General features: G+C 52.9%; 19 protein-coding genes and 1 pseudogene. 12 read left to right on the top strand and 8 right to left on the bottom strand.

Features of this window, described 5'->3' with window-relative positions; all coding sequences use genetic code 11:
* The first annotated feature begins 186 nt into the window (after nt 1-186).
* The 6 genes from EIK79_RS06230 (at nt 187) to EIK79_RS06255 (ending at nt 10595) form a co-directional block, all read left to right on the top strand.
* Entirely contained in the window at nt 187-672 is a 486-nt protein-coding gene (locus EIK79_RS06230) for a hypothetical protein (protein WP_124954268.1), read from the top strand.
* Between the two features lie 585 nt (nt 673-1257).
* Nucleotides 1258-2691 (top strand): MFS transporter, encoded by a 1434-nt coding sequence (locus EIK79_RS06235; protein WP_185715532.1) that lies wholly within the window; start codon nt 1258-1260, stop codon nt 2689-2691.
* 528 nt (nt 2692-3219) lie between these two features.
* On the top strand, nt 3220-4647 hold the full coding sequence (locus EIK79_RS06240; RefSeq protein ID WP_124954269.1) for a S8 family peptidase: 1428 nt from the start codon (nt 3220-3222) through the stop codon (nt 4645-4647).
* Nucleotides 4648-6856: 2209 nt separating this feature from the next.
* Nucleotides 6857-7669, top strand: coding sequence for a hypothetical protein (locus EIK79_RS18415; protein WP_221621695.1), 813 nt, complete (start codon nt 6857-6859; stop codon nt 7667-7669).
* Between the two features lie 1454 nt (nt 7670-9123).
* Nucleotides 9124-9801, top strand: coding sequence for a hypothetical protein (locus EIK79_RS06250; RefSeq protein WP_124954270.1), 678 nt, complete (start codon nt 9124-9126; stop codon nt 9799-9801).
* Between the two features lie 17 nt (nt 9802-9818).
* Nucleotides 9819-10595: an ABC transporter ATP-binding protein gene (locus EIK79_RS06255; protein ID WP_124954271.1), complete on the top strand. Its 777-nt coding sequence runs from the start codon at nt 9819-9821 to the stop codon at nt 10593-10595.
* 167 nt (nt 10596-10762) lie between these two features.
* Here EIK79_RS06255 and EIK79_RS06260 read toward each other — a convergent pair whose 3' ends face one another.
* Nucleotides 10763-11566, bottom strand: a complete 804-nt coding sequence (locus tag EIK79_RS06260) for a helix-turn-helix transcriptional regulator (protein ID WP_221621696.1) — start codon at nt 11564-11566, stop codon at nt 10763-10765.
* A 389-nt stretch (nt 11567-11955) separates the two neighbouring features.
* Between EIK79_RS06260 and EIK79_RS19410 the strand changes: the two genes are divergently transcribed.
* From EIK79_RS19410 to EIK79_RS06290, 6 genes are all read left to right on the top strand, one after another.
* On the top strand, nt 11956-12285 hold the full coding sequence (locus EIK79_RS19410) for a hypothetical protein (protein ID WP_449405140.1): 330 nt from the start codon (nt 11956-11958) through the stop codon (nt 12283-12285).
* Nucleotides 12286-12287: 2 nt separating this feature from the next.
* Nucleotides 12288-12968 carry a hypothetical protein gene (locus tag EIK79_RS06270; protein WP_124954272.1) on the top strand — a complete coding sequence of 227 codons (681 nt, stop codon included), beginning with the start codon at nt 12288-12290 and terminating at the stop codon, nt 12966-12968.
* Between the two features lie 23 nt (nt 12969-12991).
* Nucleotides 12992-13333, top strand: a complete 342-nt coding sequence (locus EIK79_RS06275) for a hypothetical protein (RefSeq protein WP_124954273.1) — start codon at nt 12992-12994, stop codon at nt 13331-13333.
* A gap of 67 nt (nt 13334-13400) precedes the next feature.
* Entirely contained in the window at nt 13401-13712 is a 312-nt protein-coding gene (locus EIK79_RS06280; protein ID WP_124954274.1) for a hypothetical protein, read from the top strand.
* 33 nt (nt 13713-13745) lie between these two features.
* Nucleotides 13746-14324, top strand: coding sequence for a hypothetical protein (locus EIK79_RS06285; RefSeq protein ID WP_233737990.1), 579 nt, complete (start codon nt 13746-13748; stop codon nt 14322-14324).
* A 297-nt stretch (nt 14325-14621) separates the two neighbouring features.
* Nucleotides 14622-15221 (top strand): SDR family NAD(P)-dependent oxidoreductase, encoded by a 600-nt coding sequence (locus tag EIK79_RS06290; RefSeq protein WP_124954276.1) that lies wholly within the window; start codon nt 14622-14624, stop codon nt 15219-15221.
* 52 nt (nt 15222-15273) lie between these two features.
* Here the strand turns inward: EIK79_RS06290 and EIK79_RS06295 are convergent, their stop codons facing one another.
* From EIK79_RS06295 to EIK79_RS06325, 7 genes and pseudogenes are all read right to left on the bottom strand, one after another.
* A complete protein-coding gene (locus EIK79_RS06295) occupies nt 15274-15939 on the bottom strand; it encodes a hypothetical protein (protein WP_124954277.1) in 666 nt (221 codons plus the stop codon).
* Nucleotides 15940-16233: 294 nt separating this feature from the next.
* Nucleotides 16234-16506, bottom strand: a complete 273-nt coding sequence (locus EIK79_RS06300; RefSeq protein ID WP_124954278.1) for a hypothetical protein — start codon at nt 16504-16506, stop codon at nt 16234-16236.
* Between the two features lie 437 nt (nt 16507-16943).
* A pseudogene (locus EIK79_RS06305) lies at nt 16944-17414 on the bottom strand (hypothetical protein); the annotation flags it as partial.
* A 267-nt stretch (nt 17415-17681) separates the two neighbouring features.
* Complete coding sequence (locus EIK79_RS06310; protein ID WP_124954279.1) at nt 17682-18608, bottom strand: ArdC-like ssDNA-binding domain-containing protein; 927 nt, start codon at nt 18606-18608, stop codon at nt 17682-17684.
* 74 nt (nt 18609-18682) lie between these two features.
* The gene (locus EIK79_RS06315) at nt 18683-19030 is read right to left on the bottom strand and encodes a hypothetical protein (RefSeq protein WP_124954280.1); all 348 of its coding nucleotides are present in this window, start codon (nt 19028-19030) and stop codon (nt 18683-18685) included.
* Between the two features lie 85 nt (nt 19031-19115).
* The gene (locus EIK79_RS06320; protein WP_233737991.1) at nt 19116-19478 is read right to left on the bottom strand and encodes a DUF7567 family protein; all 363 of its coding nucleotides are present in this window, start codon (nt 19476-19478) and stop codon (nt 19116-19118) included.
* 103 nt (nt 19479-19581) lie between these two features.
* Nucleotides 19582-20169, bottom strand: coding sequence for a hypothetical protein (locus EIK79_RS06325; protein ID WP_124954282.1), 588 nt, complete (start codon nt 20167-20169; stop codon nt 19582-19584).
* Between the last annotated feature and the right edge of the window lie 266 nt (nt 20170-20435).

The following is a 20435-nucleotide window of genomic DNA, read 5'->3' on the forward strand; positions in this document are numbered from 1 at the left end:
TCAACATGAACCAGAACATCACCAATCAATTTGGAAACATAATAGGTACAAATAATGCGTAGTCCGACCAACAAACGATCGAAAACTAATGAATGCGGTAAAATTAAACCATTCCTTGCTAGCAAACGGGCTATCCTTCTCGGACACAACCCCAGAGTATCAGCGTGGATTTACTTCGTTGCGCTAGTGAGCACTGTCGCCGTCGCTGCGATTGTGGCGGTTACGACGGTTCGATACACACCAACTGGACCAACTGATGGTGGAAGTATTGTACTCCGGTCACCCTCATATATACAATTATGGGACTGGTTTGCCGCCACATTCAACGGCAACCATATCCATCAGATTTTCGTTATAGGGGCAGTTGTACTCCTGCTCGGAGCAACCGTGAGTGCCTACCTGAACAGCGGTCTGTTGCCGACGGCTGTACTCGTAATGGGGCCTATTTTCGGTCTCTTTGTCAACAGAATTGGCACTCCGGTACCGGTGATAGACCCTCACGAGCCGGGATTGAGCTATGCGCCAATGACTCTCCTCGATGCTATTGTCTGGGGGGGAGAGAGTGCGCTCTTCTTAGGCCTCCCAATCACGATCCTCGGATTCACTGCTGGTGCTGTATTTCGATGGATGCTTTCTCCACGGCGGATTGCGGAGCGATTTGAGAGTTCCTGATGTTGATTATATATTTACATATGTGGTGTTTATGATACCATAGTCAGTTTTCTTTGGGATATCCATCCGGTCATAACCGGGGTCGACCTTGTGGAGGTCTGGGATTCGGTCCCAGTTATGGACGAAGATGATAAGGAGGCAGTCGACGACGCGTGAATCGAGATTATCGCAGCTATATACAAAACAGGATGTAGCATAAACATTTGATCTATATAATATAAGTAAACTAACTAATGGTTGTAACATTCAGCATTACTCTACAGGAGGACCGGCCGAACCGTTCCGCGAGCATGTTGAATTTCTCATCGCTCGGTCAGCAGAGACCTCCCTTCGATTGTGTCCGTAGAGTGGAAACCGCCTTGTTCGCATGAAATCGGTACATATTTTATTGATCGCACAAATCCCCTTGATAACCGTTTTATGATTTGGATCGCGGCTTGCCCGGTGTTTGATCCCTTCTCGCCGCCCGCGTCACAACGGGTCCGATAGCTGCAGCACTCGGGTTCGTTTCGCTGCCTCTCTCGGTAGCCGCAGTTCCTCTCAACTATACACGCATATGCCGACATCCACCGAGCTGCCGGCCCAATGCCGGCACTCACACGACCGCGTATCGACACACGAATCACGATCGAACCGTCTGCACCGATCCCCCAAATACCAGCGAGGGAATCGCTCTCCCGCTCTGCCCGGAGTCATGTCGATATCTCTCGGTGGTGGTCGCCAGTGAGCACTCCCGACCGAACGCTGTGGCGAAACGCCGATTTCCGGTACTTTTTTGTCGGGCAGCTTGTCACGAACGCCGGGGACAGCCTCTATACGGTGGCGATGCTCTGGCTTGCCTTCGAGCTGAGCGGTTCGACGCTGATCACCGGCACGCTGAACGCGATACTCCTGTTACCGTGGCTGTTGCAGGTGTTTGCTGGACCGCTTGTTGACCGCCTGTCGCTTGAACGCGTCCTCGTCGGCTCGCAGATAATTCAGGGCATCGTCGTGCTGGCCCTGCCGTTGATGGCGGCGACGGGGGACTTACACGTCGGCATTCTGTTCGCCGTCGCGCCGGTGTTGATGCTCGCGTCACTGGTGATGGCCCCGATCGAGACGGCGCTGTTGCCTCGTATCGTTGATGACGAACGCCTCTCCAGCGCGAACGCGGCGCTCTCGACCGTAACGCTCGGACTGGACATGATGTTTGACGCGCTCGGTGGCGGCTTCGTCGCCGTGTTCGGCGCGACAACCCTGTTCCTTGTCGACTCGGCCACGTTTGTGGTCGCTGCGCTGCTGTTCGCCGGCCTCAGGCTTAGCACCACTGGGGCTGACGAATGCACGGAATTAAGGAGCGAGACGGTCGCTCCGGCTGTTCGCTCCGCACTGCGTTCGTATGTCTCGGATCTTCGGAACGGCGTTGCGGTGCTCCGCGGGACGGTGTTCGTCGAACTGATACTAACGACTGCGGTTGCGAACTTCACGACCGGCGTTACGCTGGCGATACTGCCGGCGTTCGGCAACGGTCTCGGCGGCCCAGCTGTCTACGGTCTGCTACTGGGTGCGCTTGGGATCGGTCGGTTCGTCGGCTCATTCGTCGGTCCATGGTTTGAGGGCGTCCCCTATGGTAAGATGCTTCTCTCTCAAGGAGTGGGTGCCTGCTGCTGGCTCGCGGCAGTCCTCGTGTCGCCGCCAGCACTCACGGTCTTCCTGTTTGGTCTGGCGTGGGTGCCAAGCGGTATCTCGGGCGTGCTCAGTTCGACGCTAAACCAGCGGGTGTTCCCTGACGACCTGTTGGGTCGGATCACCGCGACCAAGGGCACCGCTTCCGGAGCGACGCTCCCGTTGGGCTCGCTCGTCGGTGGTGCGGCTGCCGAGGGGCTGGGAACGACGACGACAATGGCGCTGACCGCCAGCGGCTTCGCCTTTACAGCCGTCTACGTCCTCCTGCGCCCCCGGCTTCGACGGCTTCCCCCTGTCAGGGCGGCCGAGCCAGACGACTTCGGCGTGCAGACTGAGGCGGAGCAGGTGGCGTAGCGAGCTACTCTAGTCACCGTTTTTCTGTTGCCTGAGTCTCGTCCTGCCATCTCTTGAGCTTTCCAATAACTTTCCCGTCTATTCCTTACTAATGTTCATTGCTCGCTTGCCTGTTCGGTGATCTCGTCTTCGTGGCTCTTGACGGTTCAAGCAACCGTTGAGCGCGGATCACTCCGGGAGTGTCACAGCTGCTGCCGAATAAGCTCCAGAGCGATACGCGAAATTGTATGGCGAACAACCGCCGGACAGCTGTTATTTGCGTATCATAGAGGCCGATGAACTGGTTGTACAGGGGGACTGGAGAGTACTGCGATTACGCTCACAACGCCCGGCTGGACAGCGTTGGATGGCTGAGTGTATGGTGCCATGAGTTCCGCGAACTGGTGCTCACTGCCACTGTCCAACCCCTAGACAACCATCAGCTACTAATCCCTACACCGTCCGTGGGTCCAACGGAGCCGTCTTGTGTGTTCACCAACCACACACATAATAAGTCTTAATAGCCACTTACTACCATATTGGTTGTCAATGGCACGATACAATAGACGGACGTTTCTGCGGCTGACCGGTGTGACGTTCGGTGCTGCAACGTTTGGTGCGGGAACCACGGCGGGAGCAACAGGGAAGAATTCGCGGTTCCTCATCGATCTGCGCGAGGTACCGCGGTCTGCGATTCCAAGCGATGTCGAAATCATCCACGACATCTCCCAAATCGATCTGCTTGCTGCCCGTGGGGATCCGAGTTCTGTCGGAGGAAAAGCGGCGACGACACCAGACATCAAAGTCGATCAGCACGATGGCGGTCCAGCAGTCGAGCGCGACGGACCAACGGTCGACGAGAAGAGTCAAAGCCACAACCACGACGGAGCGCCCACGAACACCGAACTCCAATGGGACAAGCGCGTTCAGAATGTTGGTGATCTGACTGACAAACCTGGCGGCGGAACGGTTATTCACGACACGACGAAGGGGGAAGGTACCCGTGTCGCAGTCGTGGATACTGGCGTCTATGACGCCCATCCCGACCTTCAGGGCGTTGTCAACGATGAGCTATCGGAGAATTTCACCACGGATCGCTACGACTGGCGGCCACATGGTGCTGGCAGTCACGGGACCCACGTTGCTGGCACCATCGCCGCAACGAACAGCAACGATGGGCCGGCTGGCGGTGTTCTTGGGACCGCGCCTGAAACCGAGATCGTCGCTCACCGCGTATTCTCTGGCGTCGAAGGAGAAGGAGCATCGACCGGAGATACGATTGCGGCACTTGCAGCTGCTGCGGATAAGGGCTGTGACGCCGCGAACTTCAGCGTTGGCTACATGAACCATAATCCCGAGAAGCATCCAGAACTCCGCGAGATCAAGGCCATATACCAGCGACTGTCGAAGTACGTCCGCAAGAAGGGCATGGTCTTCGTGAATTCCGCGGGCAATAGCTCGCTCGATATGGACAAGACGAACGCTCTATCGCTCCCGACCGAGGTTGAAGGTGTTTTCGGCGTTGCGGCGACCGGTCCCATCGGCTGTGGGTGGGGTGGCAAGCACAGTGCCAACGAAGAGAAGTGGCTCACAGGCAACCGACTAGAGGAGCCGACGGCCGAGCCGGCTTTTTACACCAACTACGGCAGTGCAGTCGATGTCAGCGCCGCTGGCGGAAACGCTGATCTCGAAGCGCTCGACAGTATCGAGTGGGCGAAACGAGATCTCGTTTACTCGTCCGTCTACAAAACAACCGAGAACGGCAACACTGTCCCAGGCTATGGCTGGAAAGCGGGGACCTCGATGGCCGCCCCACAGGTCACGGGTGCAGTCGCGCTAGTACGGTCGCTTCGACCCACTGCCAGCGTTGAGGAAGTCGAATCACTCATCAAAGCGACCGCTAGCGACGCTCCCGGCGATAACGCCTACCACGGTGCCGGTCATCTCAACCTCAAACAGCTTGTCAAGCGCGCCTGAACGTACTGACCGTCGATACGGTCGTACACATCGGGCTTGACCTTGACCGTCATGCCACCGTCTTCTAACATTTAGGTTTGAAACGACACGGCATGAACCAGAGCTATTTGACATCCTTCCCGCCCAGAAGGGCGAGGCTTTCCGAGTCGAGCGAATCGAAGATTCGCGAACCGCAATCCCCTCGGCTTGCTCAGCGTTGCGATAGTACGGTTCGTAACCCGCTTGTTCGCCCGATGCGAAACGCCCTGAGGCGTGATTGAACAGGTGGACTACTGGCCGTGTCGCCAAAACTATTCGAGTTCTGGTGACGCCAAGCGCCCGTTACGGAAGTGCGAGGAGAAAGCTCCGTCCTTTAGAGTGAGGATGAATGCAACCGGTTCGAGCAACTAGAACCGCTCTATCAAACTGCAACGATCTCACGAGGCGTTGCAGGTTTGATCGACAGTCGAGAACTTTCGGAATACGAGCGAGATTTCTATACTGATTCGATCACTGCGGCAGCTGACCGCGCCACGACTGTATGACCATTACTTCGCCATCGTCGACACTCTTGTTGGGGATACGCTCTGTCGCCTGACTCTCTGTGGGACATCTTTGAATCGAGATACGATCACCTGGTGGATTACTCATGCATGACTCGGCTCGAAACCTATATTGGTTATCTATATTTCGTAATGGACTACGCGTGATAGATCCACCTCGCCGACCTTTGAATCGGTGATCGCCTGGTGGTCGTCTCTCGATCGGAAGCCGCAGTTGTAGCGGTTGATCGAGAGGTCGGTGATCGAGAGAGTGGTGTGGCAGTAGGGAGTAACAAATGTCTGTCTTCAATTCAAAGTGCCACTAGCATCCAACACCATGCCGAATGTTGCTTCATTCCCCGACGACTGGAGTGTTCCGGACGGTTCCCGTGGTGGCTTGCAGCGTCACCGGGTGAACAGATTGCCATCGCAGCCCGTTACTGATGCCGATCTCGCTCCGCTATTATCGCCAGCGACCGTTGTTGAGGTGTGGGTTCCGATATATGACCCAGACTCGTCGCTTCCTCAGGCCCGACTCCCCGATGGGCAGATGACCGCATTCAGGATTGAGTTCGATGATCAGGTGTATAGCGTGAGATATCAGTGGTCAGAGAGTGATCAGTCGATGGGATGGTATTGGGCGCTTGGTCCGATGTGGACACAAAACAATTCCCCCGTGCATCGTGACGTCGCCCTCGCTGGTCATGCTCCCCTCTCGGAGCGGATCGAGACAGAGTCGTCATAGCTATGAGCGCTTTGCCTCGTCACAATAACGGTTGAGCACGAATCCGGACGGGGGTCAAAAACTGCTTCTTTGACGGTTTGATGCTTCCAACTAGGATCGTTGTGCTCCATCTAGTGAACGGCAGCCTCGACGCCCTCGATCACCGCCAGTGTCGGCGGCGAGATACCACGCTTGACGCTCTTCGTTCTGATGATCTTGCTCAACTTCGTCGATCGCCGCGGTGAAGAGTGCCCTCCATTGACGTGAGATTGGCATACAGGTGTGGAGAAAAACTAAGATTGACGTGATCGGACGTTTGGTAATGGTAGAAATTGAGGAACCAACAGTCCCCCCTTTTAGTCCACCAATGACAATAAGTACGTTACAGTAATCATACGATCGGCTAACTCACGACCAACGTAAAAGTGAGAAAGGGGGAAGTGTAGAACTATAACTCATCATTGACAGCAGTAATAGGGCATACAACTCGATCACCGAACCGGATCATGGAGTTCTGTTTACACTTTGAGATTGAGTCAGTCCTTTGTTGGATGTTGAGTGATCTAAATTGTGATTGAGAAACCAAACGCAGCAAATATCTAGTAGCATCCTTGTTCGTTTTGATAGAATGAACTCGCCCGCATCGTAGAACGATGCAGTCGTTGAGTGGGTCCTCGCTGTCTTTTATGACGCTAAAACGCGTTCTGCCATCCTCGTCAAGCACTGCAACGTATGAAACCCGTTTACAGACCGTGTTCAAACTGTGGTGTGACGCGGATAGCGACATCCGGTAGGACGTTCGTCGTCCGCTTGTTCTCCCGAACTCCTTCAAAAGATTCTCGAATAAAGGTGCGAGAGTTTTGTAGGGGGCTGTAAAGATTCGCTGAAACGTGAACTATTCGTTATTTTCCAACCCAATAGAGTGAATATTACATAAATGAAGATATGTATGTGGTGAAACACCATGTCGGATATTAACCGAAGAAGACTTCTCAAAAGTATTGGTGCGATTACAGGTGCCAGCATCCTTGCACCCGGCACCGTACAGGCGAATACCAAAGAAAAATCGATTCCGAGAAATCGAGTAGAGAAGATAATCCAACACGAGGAATCACAGGTTGCGTTAAACACAGCCAACGTTGACTCTGCTTCCCTCAGATTCGATGACGCAACGGTACAGACGGTCAATACGGCAGAATGGGTTACAATTCCCACGTATGGCAGTGATTTATTCACATACAATATATCTCGAAACATCGTAGAAATACAAACAAGTTCGAACACATTCGTTAGGGCAAAACCAAAAGAAGATGGAATATTTGTTGAAAATCTTAAGACTGGAGAGGAAGTAAACAACGGAGCGATCCAAACGCTGAAAGATAGCGTCGACTGGAGTGACGCTCTCGAAAATGTTGATGCTGTCACAGTACATACCGACGACGCAGCCGCCCACCTTGATCGGGTGTCAGAGATCACCCGAGTATTCGTCCCGGCGGAGTTGAAAGACGGCAGCAAGAAAATACTTCTCGTTGAGATCAACGAAGACAACAGCTTGAAATCTGTCTATGGATTTCCTGGAACGTCCGACGGCATAACTATACAAGAAAGCGCAATCGACTGCTGGGCAGATTGTATCGTCGTTGGCGTAATCTGTACGAACGTATGTGCACCCTGTCTCTCGGCTCCGACTCCACCGACCTGTGCACCCTGCGCGGTCTGTATTGGAGGTTCAGCCTCGGCCTGCGCGGTAAAATGCGGCATTGAACAATTCTGGTAAGGGAGCCGAATTTCTTTGCCTATATACCGTAGCCACTAGGTGACAAGGAATATTATCGATGGCTACCTACTGTAGCCGATCGGTATCCGAGTCACATGTCGCTGTTTATATTCAGAATATCTTATATTCAGAATATCTCATCATCGAGTATCATCAGCCGTTATCACGGGCTTCGTAGTTGGTGATATCAGTACTGCCACGAACTGATTTCTACAATTTTATTAGTTATCTATATCATATAGAATTGTTTGTATTAATATACAGTTAAATATTGGTAGAATTAACAGATATATAGTCCACAATATATTTGGTGGAGAGCCTAGTCGCTTTCCATCGTATATTCTGATGGGAAAAGTCATGGTGTTCCAAAAGATTTTTGTATTTAATGCGACAACAGGATATTACTACACCGTCGTTCCAAATATCCGCCTATGAGTTTTCGTTGATCCGTACGTCGGCTCTGAGATAAGCAAAAATGTATCCTCTGAACTATGACTCAACTTACCTGGCTCTGGCATAGTATACAGATTGCACGAACCGCACAGACACGAAGTTGGCGTCAACTCGACCGATCACCACCAATACGTGCTGTCATCGCTGCCGTACTATTCAGTCTCTCCGTAGGATGCGGAATCGGCGCATACAATATTGGTGAAGTAATCTATCGCAAACAAGCCGTGCTGCCGTTCAGCAGTATACAGGCGGCCACAACGGCGGGTTTCCTTATGTTGCTTTGGCTATTTGCACGACGAGCGTCCAAAGGAATTGAGCACATCAACCCTGATTTTCTTCTAACGACGGTTCCTGCGCGTGAAGTCGCTCTCGGAGTAATATTTTTCGTGTACAGTTCAGTGACTGTCCCGCTTTCTCTCCCTGTTCTTGGCGTCGCAATTGGGTTTGCCTTCGGTACCCGCTCACCGACAGGTGCCCTCACCATTGTCGTCGCAATCTCATGTCTCTCCATACTCTCAGCTCTGCTCGGGATCTGGATCTGTCTCGTCGCAGAACTGCTCACTACTCTGTCGCCACGTGTCCGCCGCTATAGAGGTTTACTCTCTACCATAATGTTTGTTCTTCTTAGTGTTATGTACTTTGCAGTGATTGGAGGGCTGGTACCAGTTAATTTTCTGACTAAATGGCTCAATATCCTACCAACTGCATGGTTCGTTGACCTCGGCTTATTGGGTTTCTCAGAGATCCGATCAGGACTGTTTCGCAGTCTAGGTGCCCTCTGTTTGATCGTCAGCGGTATTCCCTTCTTTACGGTTATGACAATTGCCCTCGCTAAGCGCGTCTGGCAAGCCGAACCGGTCAATTCAAGGACGTTGCACCGCTCGCGGTCTCTCGTCGACGAAGGGCTATCAGAGCAACTATTCAGTGGATACGTCTCGCGAGCTACGTTAACTATCGCGCGGAAGCGGTGGCTTCAGGAACGACGTGTCCCTCGTGGTCTGATGGTGGCTGGATACATACTTCTTGCCTTGCCTGGTGTGTTCCTCCCGATACTTGATGCGGGCGAGATACCCGGTATCTCGCTGGTCTTCTTTGGATTCATTTGTGCAACTGGATCAGGGCTTGCTTTTGGAATGGAACTCCTCGGAGTTGAGTACCCAGTATTACCGATGACACTCACGACAATTCACGGTCAGCAGTTCATTCGAGGAACTATTTTCGCTGGCGTCGTAATCAGCGCGCCGATCACAACAGTTGGCGTTATCGCCCTCGGGCTAGGAAGTTCAATCAGTAGTGTCGAAGTCATACTAGTTGCTCTTACTAGTGTGGTTCTCTGTATGTACAGTGTTACACTTGCTTGCGCGATCGGGATGGGTGTCTCATATTATGAGTTTCGAGTCGTTCCATTGCCATTCACCGGCACCGCAGTACATGCAGAGGGAGGACGAGAGTCTTTTATCAGACTTGGTGCAGTAGTGATACTATTAGCCCTTGTCTGCTTGCCAATATTCGGAGGCTATTTGTCGGTTATCTCTGGTCCAGTAGCGACGGTTCTTGATACCTCGATAGTAGTTGTTCGACTTTGTTCGCTTGTCCTGACGACTATTCTTGCCGCTACTATCTCGGTACCAACCTACCGGCTGGCAGTAAAGTTGTTCAATCAGTATAGCATTCCATAACTGTTAAATAACGATCAATGAATGGTAAATTATCAATCAGTACAGATTCGCTCACGAAACATTATAGTACTACCACAGCTGTTATAGATTTGAATCTCGCTATCCCGGCTGGAACGATCTACGGCTTTCTCGGACCAAACGGTGCAGGAAAAACCACTACAATACGTATGCTGACGGGTCTAACGATGCCAACTTGTGGCACAGCGAAGATAGCTGGCCAGTCGATTTCTGATCGAAAGGCAATAATTCCCCATATTGGTTATCTGCCCGAATCCCCTCCGATCTACAACGAACTCACCGCTCGTGAACAACTTGAATACCACGGTGGCCTTTGTGATATGTCTCTAAGCGATATACAAGATCGAATTTCTATACTACTTAATAGATTTGGTTTAATTGAACATGCTGATAAGCGTATTTCAACGTATTCCAAGGGCATGAGACAGAAGACCGGGCTGATTCAAGCACTGATGCACGAACCCGAAGTGATCTTTCTTGATGAACCGACCAGCGGGCTTGATCCGCGAGCCGCACGCACAGTACGTGAAGTCCTCATCGAACTGGCTGATAATGGGACGACTGTATTTCTTTCAAGCCATATACTTCCAGTTGTGGAGGAACTTGCTACCGTAGTTGGTATCCTCTACGAGGGGTCATTGGTGGCTGAAGGCTCCCCCGATGTACTTAAAGAACGCATGATATCGAGTGATGAACAGACCCTAGAGGATGTCTTTTTCAAAGTTACCACAGACGACGTTTACAAAGAGAATGAATCAAGGGATATACTAGAATGAATGATCTGTGTGAACAATTTTCCCTATCTGCTGCGGTCACCAGAGCGCGTTAGTGAACCCAATGTGCCCTTTATACTGTTGAATGTAATTTGATATCATATGCGATAATTTGGAAATATTTATGGTATATCTCTCCACTCTTAAAATCGATCTGCAAGGCAGTGAATTCAATCGTCGTTAGGTGTTTGATGAGGTTCTTCGTACTGAATGATCGGGCTGGCGTCCTGTTTCACGCTTTCGTATAGTTCCTCAGCCCAGGCAAGTGCGCTCTCAGTATCATTAATGATGAGACCAGCTATGCCTTGTGGGGTAAAAATAGTGATTCCTGCACGCTGGGAATCAAAGATTGAGAGTCCGAACGAGAATGAGATAGGTGCGCATAAAAGACACACATCCGGTTTATCGAGTGCCTCTATTATCGCGGTCTGATGCATTGAATAAATCCATTTCTGAATCTTTGGAGAAATGATCATCTCGAATGTTGACTCTGGTCCAAATATTTTATTTTTGTCGAATTGTTTACCGTAACCAGCAACTATACTTGGTGACACAATGCGTATATCAGTCGCCATTTCGACGTGGTCGAGAAGTGTCGGTATCACACTATCCAGAACACCTGGATGGGTTTTATAAACGTCTGCACCTTCGATGAATTCCCAGCTAACTTCACTATTAGCGTGCAAGGCATCAAGCACTGAAGAGGTATCAATTAGATTAGCAAGATTATTGAGATAGTCTTGGTGCACACAGCAGGCCAACCTACCTGAGTGCGTCGGATGCCACTGTCCATCTATATATTCGACGAGCCCAGCCTGTTCAAGTTCACGTACAACGTCATCAAGTGTTGAACGGGGTGTGTCAAGCATCTCGACGAGATTGCGTTTATCTTGAGGGTGATCGATGAGTGCACGGAGATACTCACAGCGTCTGTGGAGAAGGTTGGCGAAATCTTCGGGGGGGTTAGATATCATGACAATATGAAATGAAATCCATATCATTTTAATTTTTTCTATTTATTTTATAGGTGTATGAAACTATTCTAAGATCTTTTAGTGGATAGAGCGTTCAGAACAGGTGCCAAATTAGTCCCCCTCCTCAGTTGCCAACAGCCTCCAATTATATCATCTATTGAATTTAGTAGGTAAATATAGAGGATAAACTAATAAGGACAACTGTTGTTATTGATAGCCCTGTACAGCCTGACAATTGTCGATAGACAAGCGGATCTCCGTGACCGAATAGATACGCCGAGAACTCCGTGTTGAAAAACCACCTCCTTTACCTTCCAAAACGAGTGTTTACGGGGTCGATTGAGAGGTTCACGAACGGTACGTGGTGTTCATGTCGTCTGAACCAGTAGATGGTTGAAGGCCGAGCAAGCTTCTATAGCAATCGTCAGGAAATCAAGATCGGATACAAGCAGGTCAAGCGGTTTGTGGCAAAGACGACCTCCAAAGGCTTCGTGCTACGGTTCTTCTACCTCGCGTTCGCGTGTCTGTTGTACTCAACTGCGCGAGCTGTTGATCTGGCAACGATCGACTGGCAGACCGACACGGACGTAGAGCAGGTTGCAGCCTGTCTCACGCCGCTCTGTGATTCTCGCAGCCCACCCCGATTTTCGTGCTTGAAGCACTTCGTGCCCGGGGTGGCGTTGTTGATCTCCTTGGAACCCCGCGGCCGGTTTCTGTAGAGGTGGTTGTCGACGATGTGGCTCGCCGCCACAACGAACGAGGGGAGCGCACTACCACTGAGCAAGTTCGCACGATTCTACGTCGGTTTGAGGACGCTGCTGCGATCGAGTTTGATGATGAGGATTGTACGCTTACCGATAAAGGACAAGAACATGCCTGTCTGTTGCATCGAATCGTGAAGTTGCTGGCCGAACAGGCTGGAAGACAGGACGAAGATGGTCACAGCGGGAGCGATCAGTCAGGAGATGGGAGCCAGACGGAGCCACAGTCGTCGACTGCTCCCACCGGCACTAACAGGATCGCTAGTCAAGTCGACCCGCGACAGTTTACTGGAGGGAGCACACTGAGCACTGCGGCGTCAAGCGATAGTCAGACACTGCCGAATATTATTCCAGCGTACTGGCTGATCACCGACACAGAACGAGCGAACACGGCAGCACAGTCAGGACCAGCGCTGCCGCTCACCACGATGACAACAGAGGAATTGGTCGAGCGCGCTACTCACCTTCACGAAGAGTACGGCACTGACGGGACGTTGGTACCGTATTGGACGTTACAGATGGGCGAGGAGCTCCATCCATTAGAAGAGGCGGAGCTGTCTCTCGATGCAGTGAATCCGTGGACGCTGCTTACGGGGACCTCCCAGCCGGCTGATGACCGAGCAGAAGACGAGCAATCGTAGAACGCCGTCATTACCAGCTATCCATGCCGACCGACAATCGACGGGAGTCCCAGACCGTCACGATTGAACTGGATCCGGCGTTCGGAGCAGGGCTGACACAGGGCTACAGCGAACGGATGCAGTGGGTAAACGAGAGTGGGGTATCAGAACAGCCGATTTTCACGGCTGAAATCCCGCTCAAACCGGTTGGTTGGCTCCCCCCTGAACCAGTAAAAACGAGGGGGCCACGCTCATCATCGCCAGTCAGCCTTGAGCTTACGGTGTGTGAAGATGTTCAGATACATGGCGTTTCGATTGATCCGTACACGCGTACAGCCCTTACTGCCGGTGGCAAGATCGGCATGATTGAAGAGATCGACCAATAGCAAATAATGTTCCCACACGTTCCCCAATGGGGGAACGCTTATACCGGAATCGCCCATAGAGATTGATATGAGTCAGGGATCGTACGACGACACGATCAAGTTCCGAGCAGGTGCGCTGAAAGAGGCAGCTGGTGAACTCGATGCGATCCATCTCGGCGGGATCAATATCAGCGAACTTGCCCGAGCGGGACTTACCGATATGCTCCGCCGAACGATGACTGACGAGGATAAAATCACGCTCTACGAGCGCTATAAAGCAGGGGAGGTTTCCGAAGCGGCCACGCGCCTGCTTCTGGGCGACGAGTTCGATCTGCTGCAGGAGGACATCGAGGCGTTTGCTGAGGTAGCCACCGACGACACCAGCCAGTATCTCGTCTAAGTGGCGACTGATGCACCGCAGTATCCGATTTTAGTGGATACTGACGCCCTGATCGCCGCCGCGAACAGCTCACTGTGGGCTCTAATAACAGAGCATGTCGGTCTTACGACCACGAACGTCTGTCAACAGGAGTTGAAGCGTCATCACGAGCAAACCTCCTCCCACGCTCCAGAAGGGAGTCGCCCGTACCGCCTTCACCACGGCAGTAGGCGTGTTCTTGATGCGCTTGAGAATTCAGAGACGCCGCTGACACGTGTTGTGAGCGTCCCTCGGCCGCACGGGGCTGATGCCGGTGAGCAATCGCTTGAACAGCATCTCGTCCAACATCCAGAGGCGGTCGATTACGTGGTGTTGATGGACGCTCATGGTCGGCGATCGATGCGACGTGAGATCCAGGATCGAGCCCTCGAGGTCCGTGTGGTTCCGCCAACCTTTCTGTTCTATCTCCTCTACGATACCGAACTCATCGCACGAAAAGCATTCTGTGAAGCGTGCGCTGAACTCCTCGAAAGTGAGGGGTGGACTGGCTATCACGCTGTTACTGCGGCGTGGGAAGGGATTCCGATTGATTGTTCTGACATTATCGATTCGGAGTTCCTACCGCCTTCATGAGGCCGGTATATGGCTCCCGAAACGAGACGTTGACGGGACGATCGAGGGGGATCACGAACGGTACGTCGTCTTCAACCGTCAACTGGCCCTAAAGTCGGGAACACTCAACGTTCCCGACGAGTTTGCGTCCACCGAAGCTTCAGCTTGAACGGGGGTTCACCGACAAGCCCCGGCGTTTACGCCAGGGTAGTTGACTGAGCCGCGAGCTCACTCCCACAGGTCGGACCGAACGTCGCTCTGAAAGACGTCACGGTCGCAGCTCAAGGACTACGATCATGAGCGCATCTCTTCGAGCCCATGGCGCATGATGCGTTTGGCGGCATAGATATCCTCGTCAATAACGCTGGGGGGTCGTTTGGCGAGGACGGCAAGGTGCATACGGTGGATACATCAACATGGGAAAAGAGTCTCGGGGCAAACCTTACTGGACCATATCTCTGCTCACGCGAGGTCATTCCGTTAATGGCAGAGGGTGGCGGTGGATCGATCGTCCATGTCAGCACTGCGAACGCCCTCACTGGTATTGGCGCAACCGCCTATTCCGCTGCAAAAGCGGGGCTGTACGCCCTCTCACGCATGATCGCTGTCCACTATGGACCACACGACATCAGATCGAACGTCATCTCACTGGGGACGATCATGACCGAACAGCGCCAGGAGCGCATGAACAATCCCCCTACGGAGACCCACCAGGAACTCCTCGATGAGTATCCGCTTGGACGCTTTGGCTGGCCCGAAGAGGTCGCTGACACCGTCCTGTTTTTGGCCTCCTCACGCAGCTCGTTCGTGACTGGTGTAGAGTTCCCCGTCGATGGTGGGCTCACAGCTGGACTCAGCCAGCAGTTCCACCGGCCAGTTTCGAATGTTGAGGAAACGCCCCACCGCCGATCCCGATAGGTAGCGTCTCTCGATACGTGCCGGAGGAAAAGCACGATATTGGAGGTAGGTGTCAACGTACTCGGTCCATTGTCTCATACCAGTCAGTGTGGTCGTTCCACGTCTTGGCACTTCGTTCCTGACGAAACGGCTCGATCGCTTGCCCATCGATTGTCGGTGGGGCAAGTCGATGAGTGAGTTCCAGTGCACGTTGGTGGATATCGGTATTTTGGTGCCGGACGATCGGATTACTCGCCATACTGGCTCCAAGGAAAATCGCGGCCTGCGAAAGATCACCTCGGTCAGCCATTGCTCGTAGCTCACGCGAGTAGTTCGACAGGCCGAGTGTGTACTCGACTAGATCGGCAAGCGGCTGGTGGGATTGATTGTCGAACAACTCAGTCTGTTCTGCAACCCAGCCAACTTCATACTGGAACCTCGTTGACGAGAGTAATTCATCGGTCCCGTGTTCGAGTGCGGTGAGAACGGTTTCCGTCTCAGCAGCGAGCGTCCCGACATCAATGTCTCGGCGGATTTCCCGTTGAATCTGCTCGAAATCCTCGAAGAGATCGTAGTACTGGGGCAGTGCGAACGACGGACCAAGGACGATCCAATCGTCGTGTTGGACTCCGGTGATGTCGTCAGCGATCTCGCCAACGGTATCGAGCGCCGTGCGGGTCTGGGAAGCCAGAGTCGGGCTTACCCCAGCAATCCGGGTAGAAGGATCCAGACGTTCCAAGTGGGAGATGGCATCCTTATCGTTCGTCGACCCACTGCGATTGGAGTGACTCGCATCGAAAAAATTACGGAGAATCTGATGCTCAGAGCCAGAAACAACACGCTCGACGTCACAATCGAACGCATCATCTACCGCTTCTCGAACCGCGAGCGCGGCAACTGCTTTGTTGAGTAATTTCTCATTCCACCGGATCGGATCACTCGTTTCGCGTTCGATATCCTGCTGGAGATTCTGCTCTTGCTGTCGGAGAGCGGCGAATGCGTTTACATCCCCAAGTCCTGCACGAAACGATTCCTAGTAGGTTCCCCGAGCGTATCCCGTCCACTCCTCAATGCCCATTAGCGCCGCTTGCTGATGGACTTCTTCGGGGAGACTCTCCAGCAAGGCCTGATTTTGGCAGAGATACTGCTGCTGCGTGTCGTTCGAGTAGAATGCTGCATAGTCGATGAAGTGCACAATTCCTTGCCGACGGAGTTCGTCAAACGCCAGTATGAGGTAGTGGTCCTTCTGGTCGCCCTTTTCTCCCATCGCTCGTGCCCGCAGCCGCTCGTAATCGTAGGTGTCCATGAGAATGATGGGACGGAAGCTATTTGAAACATGTGTTAAACATGGAATATTGAGAAGGATTGATGCGAGCGGTGCCCCTGGTCGGACACAGAACGCAGATCTCTCCGGCATTGGAAATACAATATCTCTGTGAGGTGTGATAACTGTTAGTACTATATTTCATCGAAACCAGACAGAGATAATTAAATAAGGGGATATATAGACACACCTACAGAAGTAGTGAATCAGGTGCAATCTCTTCGTCCGAGAGAGACTAGTGGATTTTTTTATGGATATGAATTGTCTGTAAATCACATACAGTCGATTGTTTCAGAGGACATCGTTCAGTTCGCTCGTGCTGTTGGACCGTCTCCAGACAGCGTTATCGAGGAGATGGACACCTATGGCCACCACGTCTGGTTCGTGACTCGAAGATGTCACGCTGGGTCGAGTGTCTGGAGCCGATTCGCAAGCAGGGTTTCGACCGGATGCCCGTCTGACCACAGATAGTGGACTTCCCGCCGCTCGCGGTGGTCGTATGAGCCACTGAAGGCAGCGTTCCCCGTCCAGACGCGCCAGGCACCGAGCGTAGCCATCACGTCGACGATGGCCCGTGGAACGCTCTCGTACTTATCCGGATAGAACACCCGGAAGCGTGTACACGCTTCTCGCGACGGAACAGTCTCCCACCACTCGACGTCATCACTCCAGCTGTCGCACATCGCCTCGTCGTCGCCGTAGCCGACAGTCACGCCGTCGATCGGCGTCCAGTCCGTTGGCAGGTGGTTCGCTTCCCCCTCAAGCACCCGGAGGACGGCGTATCGGAGGTACTCGTGAGCTTGGTTGTCTGTCGTTCGAGCGACTTGATCGTGGTGGTTTGCGACTCGCTCTGCCTCTTCGAGAACGGTCGTGAGATACTGGTCGGTCATAATTCGACGGAGGTCGGAATGCGCCTCCGCCCCTCTGCGGGCGCAGATAAACGTCTCCTACGTATTGGCCCTCTTCGTCAACCTGTGTTGGTTGAGGAATTGGGGCGGAGTCACTGGTCGCAACCATCAACGAGACAGTGTTCTTATTCTCCGGCTCTATGGCACCCATACCTGCGTTCCGTACATAGAATAGGCTAGTGCTGAATGAGTTACCCAACAGCGGTGGAGCGAAGTCTCCGGTTGTTGGTTAAGTTGGGGGAATCCGACCTAGTTGTCGACGACGTCGATGATCTCCTGAGCGGTCGAACTGATCCGCCCAAGACGATCCTGAATCATCCCGGGATCGTCGTCCTGCCATGCGGCGAGATAGAACGCCGATCCGCTCGTATCCAGTCCGAAATACCGACCGACGATGTACGCGACGGCTTCCGCTTTGACCTCACGTTTCGACCGTTCGGCCTCGTCGTCGACATCGAAATGGAGCAGTGCGTGAGCGTACTCGTGAATCAGCGTGACCGCGAGATCGGCTTGGTTCAGCCGGGCTTTCGCTTTGACGACGGGCGTACAATCGTGGACACTCTGCTGCGTGCAGACGCCTTTCGCGTCGCCATGTTCCCACTCGGCAGCGTCGACGATACGCACCGTCACATCGAGGTCATCCGCCGCATCTGTGAGTGCGGGTACGAGGGCTTCCGCGTCGCCGGTCGCTTCGGTCTCTAACTCGGGAAGCGGCTCACCCTCAGTCTGAGAGATATCGAAGACGGCCGTCGGTCTGAAGCCGACAAGACCTTTCGACCACTCCTCAGATGGCGTCTCGTCGTACGCACACTCACTGTCTTCGTGGTAGCTGGGCGAGTTCTCGCACTCGGGGCACTGCTTGGTGATGATCGGGGCCCAGATCCAAATCGCTTGTTCGCCCTCCTGAACGTGCCGATAGAACTGGTACCGCCAGGTGTTGTAGCCCGCAACCTTCGTTGCCTCGGGACATTGGAGTTTGATGAGCAGCGTGTTGCGATGGGAGTAGTCGTGGAAGCGACTCTGGACGTCGAGCCACTCCTGAAACTCTGTACTGGCCTGTGCCTCACTGACGTCGTCAACGAGTTCGTCGATCCACTGTTCAATCGTCCTGTGCATCTCGTCTTTTCGCGTGCCGGTCTCTTCGAAGGAGACCGACGAATCCCTGGTCGGAGCCATTGTGTTCACCGCGAATGCATCAGTTTAGGACGCATCGCACCCCTCAGGGCACACAAACCAACTCGCGCCAGCGGTCACCGGAGGTCGTATTTTTCGTCAGCGAAACCGACCGTAACGAGATACTCGCGGAACGCGTCGAACTGATCGACGTCGCTCGGCCTGTCACTCGCGAGATGGCGCGCCCACTCGATCGCCCACTGGAACGCGGGGTCAGTACTGCCCTTCCCATGGATGTACCACCAGCGAGCCGCTTTGAGGACGACGAGCGGATTCGTCGGTGGTTGCTCGCTCGCTCGCTTCCGAGTGAGCGATTCAATCTCTTCAGGCACCTCAGCAGGATTGACCTCTCCTGATTGGGTGTTCGCGATATCGACTGGAATCGCATCGATCGAGATGTCGGTCTGACTTTGTTGTTGATTCACGGAAATTCACCTTTCTGTGAGGACTCTTTAGATCGAGCCCTCGTCTCTCTGAAGGGGTGAAAAACAACCCAAAGAACACCTCTCCTTACGCTACGTGGGACACGTCGTCAGGTTCTTCTCTGTCGTCGTACTCACCGCGTTTGACCGGTTTCCACTCGTCACTCGGCTTGGGACTCCACCAGTCAATCTCGTAGGCGCCCGGTGCGCCGAGAATCTTCACCCGCGCCGATCCATCTGGGAGATCGCACCGCAACTTCTCGTTGACGTGGAGATTCCAGGTGGTGACGGTATCGAAGCAGGCGAGCACAGCCTCCTCGTGGCCGCGTGTCTCTCGGGACTCTTGGAGTTCGACCTGTGTGTTGCAGTTCTTGCAGAACACCCCCTCGAAGGGGATGTGACTGAACACCTCGTGCCCGCAGACGGGACACCAGAGGAACTCGCCGATCATTAAGTACTGATTATTTGACATAAAAATGTAGTAAAAGCGATCATCATCAGCAACGAGATCGTCTGTATTAATCCACTTATTCTAGTTCTCAATCACGGTGGTATCACGTCTTCTTTGTTGTATTACCGACGGTGACTGTCTTACAAGCCCAATCGGTATCCGTCAGGGACGGTTTGATGGGTTCACCGGTATACGTGATCGGCACGGAATGTCTCTGCTGTCCGAGATGCTGTATATCGAGTCCAAGCGTTGCTGGTTTTGTTTTTCCTTGACACTGGTTGGATGGTGTTTTCCAATGCTCCGCTACGTCTGGTTTCGTTCCCCACGTCTCTATTCCTGGGTAGGAAAGTGGTGAGTCGCTCGTCTCGAACGTCGCATTCGAGTCGACTCCGACGTAGTGAGCCCACTTGAAACTGATACCCTCGTCCACACGATTCAAATGGTTTCCAGACTGCGAAATCGGTTCGGGCACTCCGTCAGTCAGATCCATTTGTATAAGCTTAAGTGGGACGTTACCGGTGTTCTTTATCGTCACTGCGAGATCAGTAGAAGCTGTCGTCCTGTAGTTATCTTCGCCATTCCCGTTCTTATTCGCGATCTCTGTTGAGAGCGGGCGGATATCGGTAACTGCATATGAGATAGTGGCATCGAGTGGTTGCTTATCGACAACGGTCGAATCGTATGCGGCCACAATTGAGTAAGTTCCCTCCGAAAGTGGCAGATAATCAGAACGATATTCTCCCCGTCCTAATAGCGGGAGATCGACTGTTGTCTGGCCTCCAGAAACCTGCCGACGACGAATGAGTCGCCCGTTCGAGTCGATCAGCTGCACATGCGTTACGGTACTCGATGAGTCAAGTGTCACTGTGACAGTCAGGCGATTGAACGAGAGGTCACGGATTACGCCCGGTGATTGGGTTGTTGATTCAGAAGTCGCCGTTTGGGTTGTTGATTCAG

The organism is Halocatena pleomorpha (genome assembly GCF_003862495.1).
Classification (GTDB): domain Archaea; phylum Halobacteriota; class Halobacteria; order Halobacteriales; family Haloarculaceae; genus Halocatena; species Halocatena pleomorpha.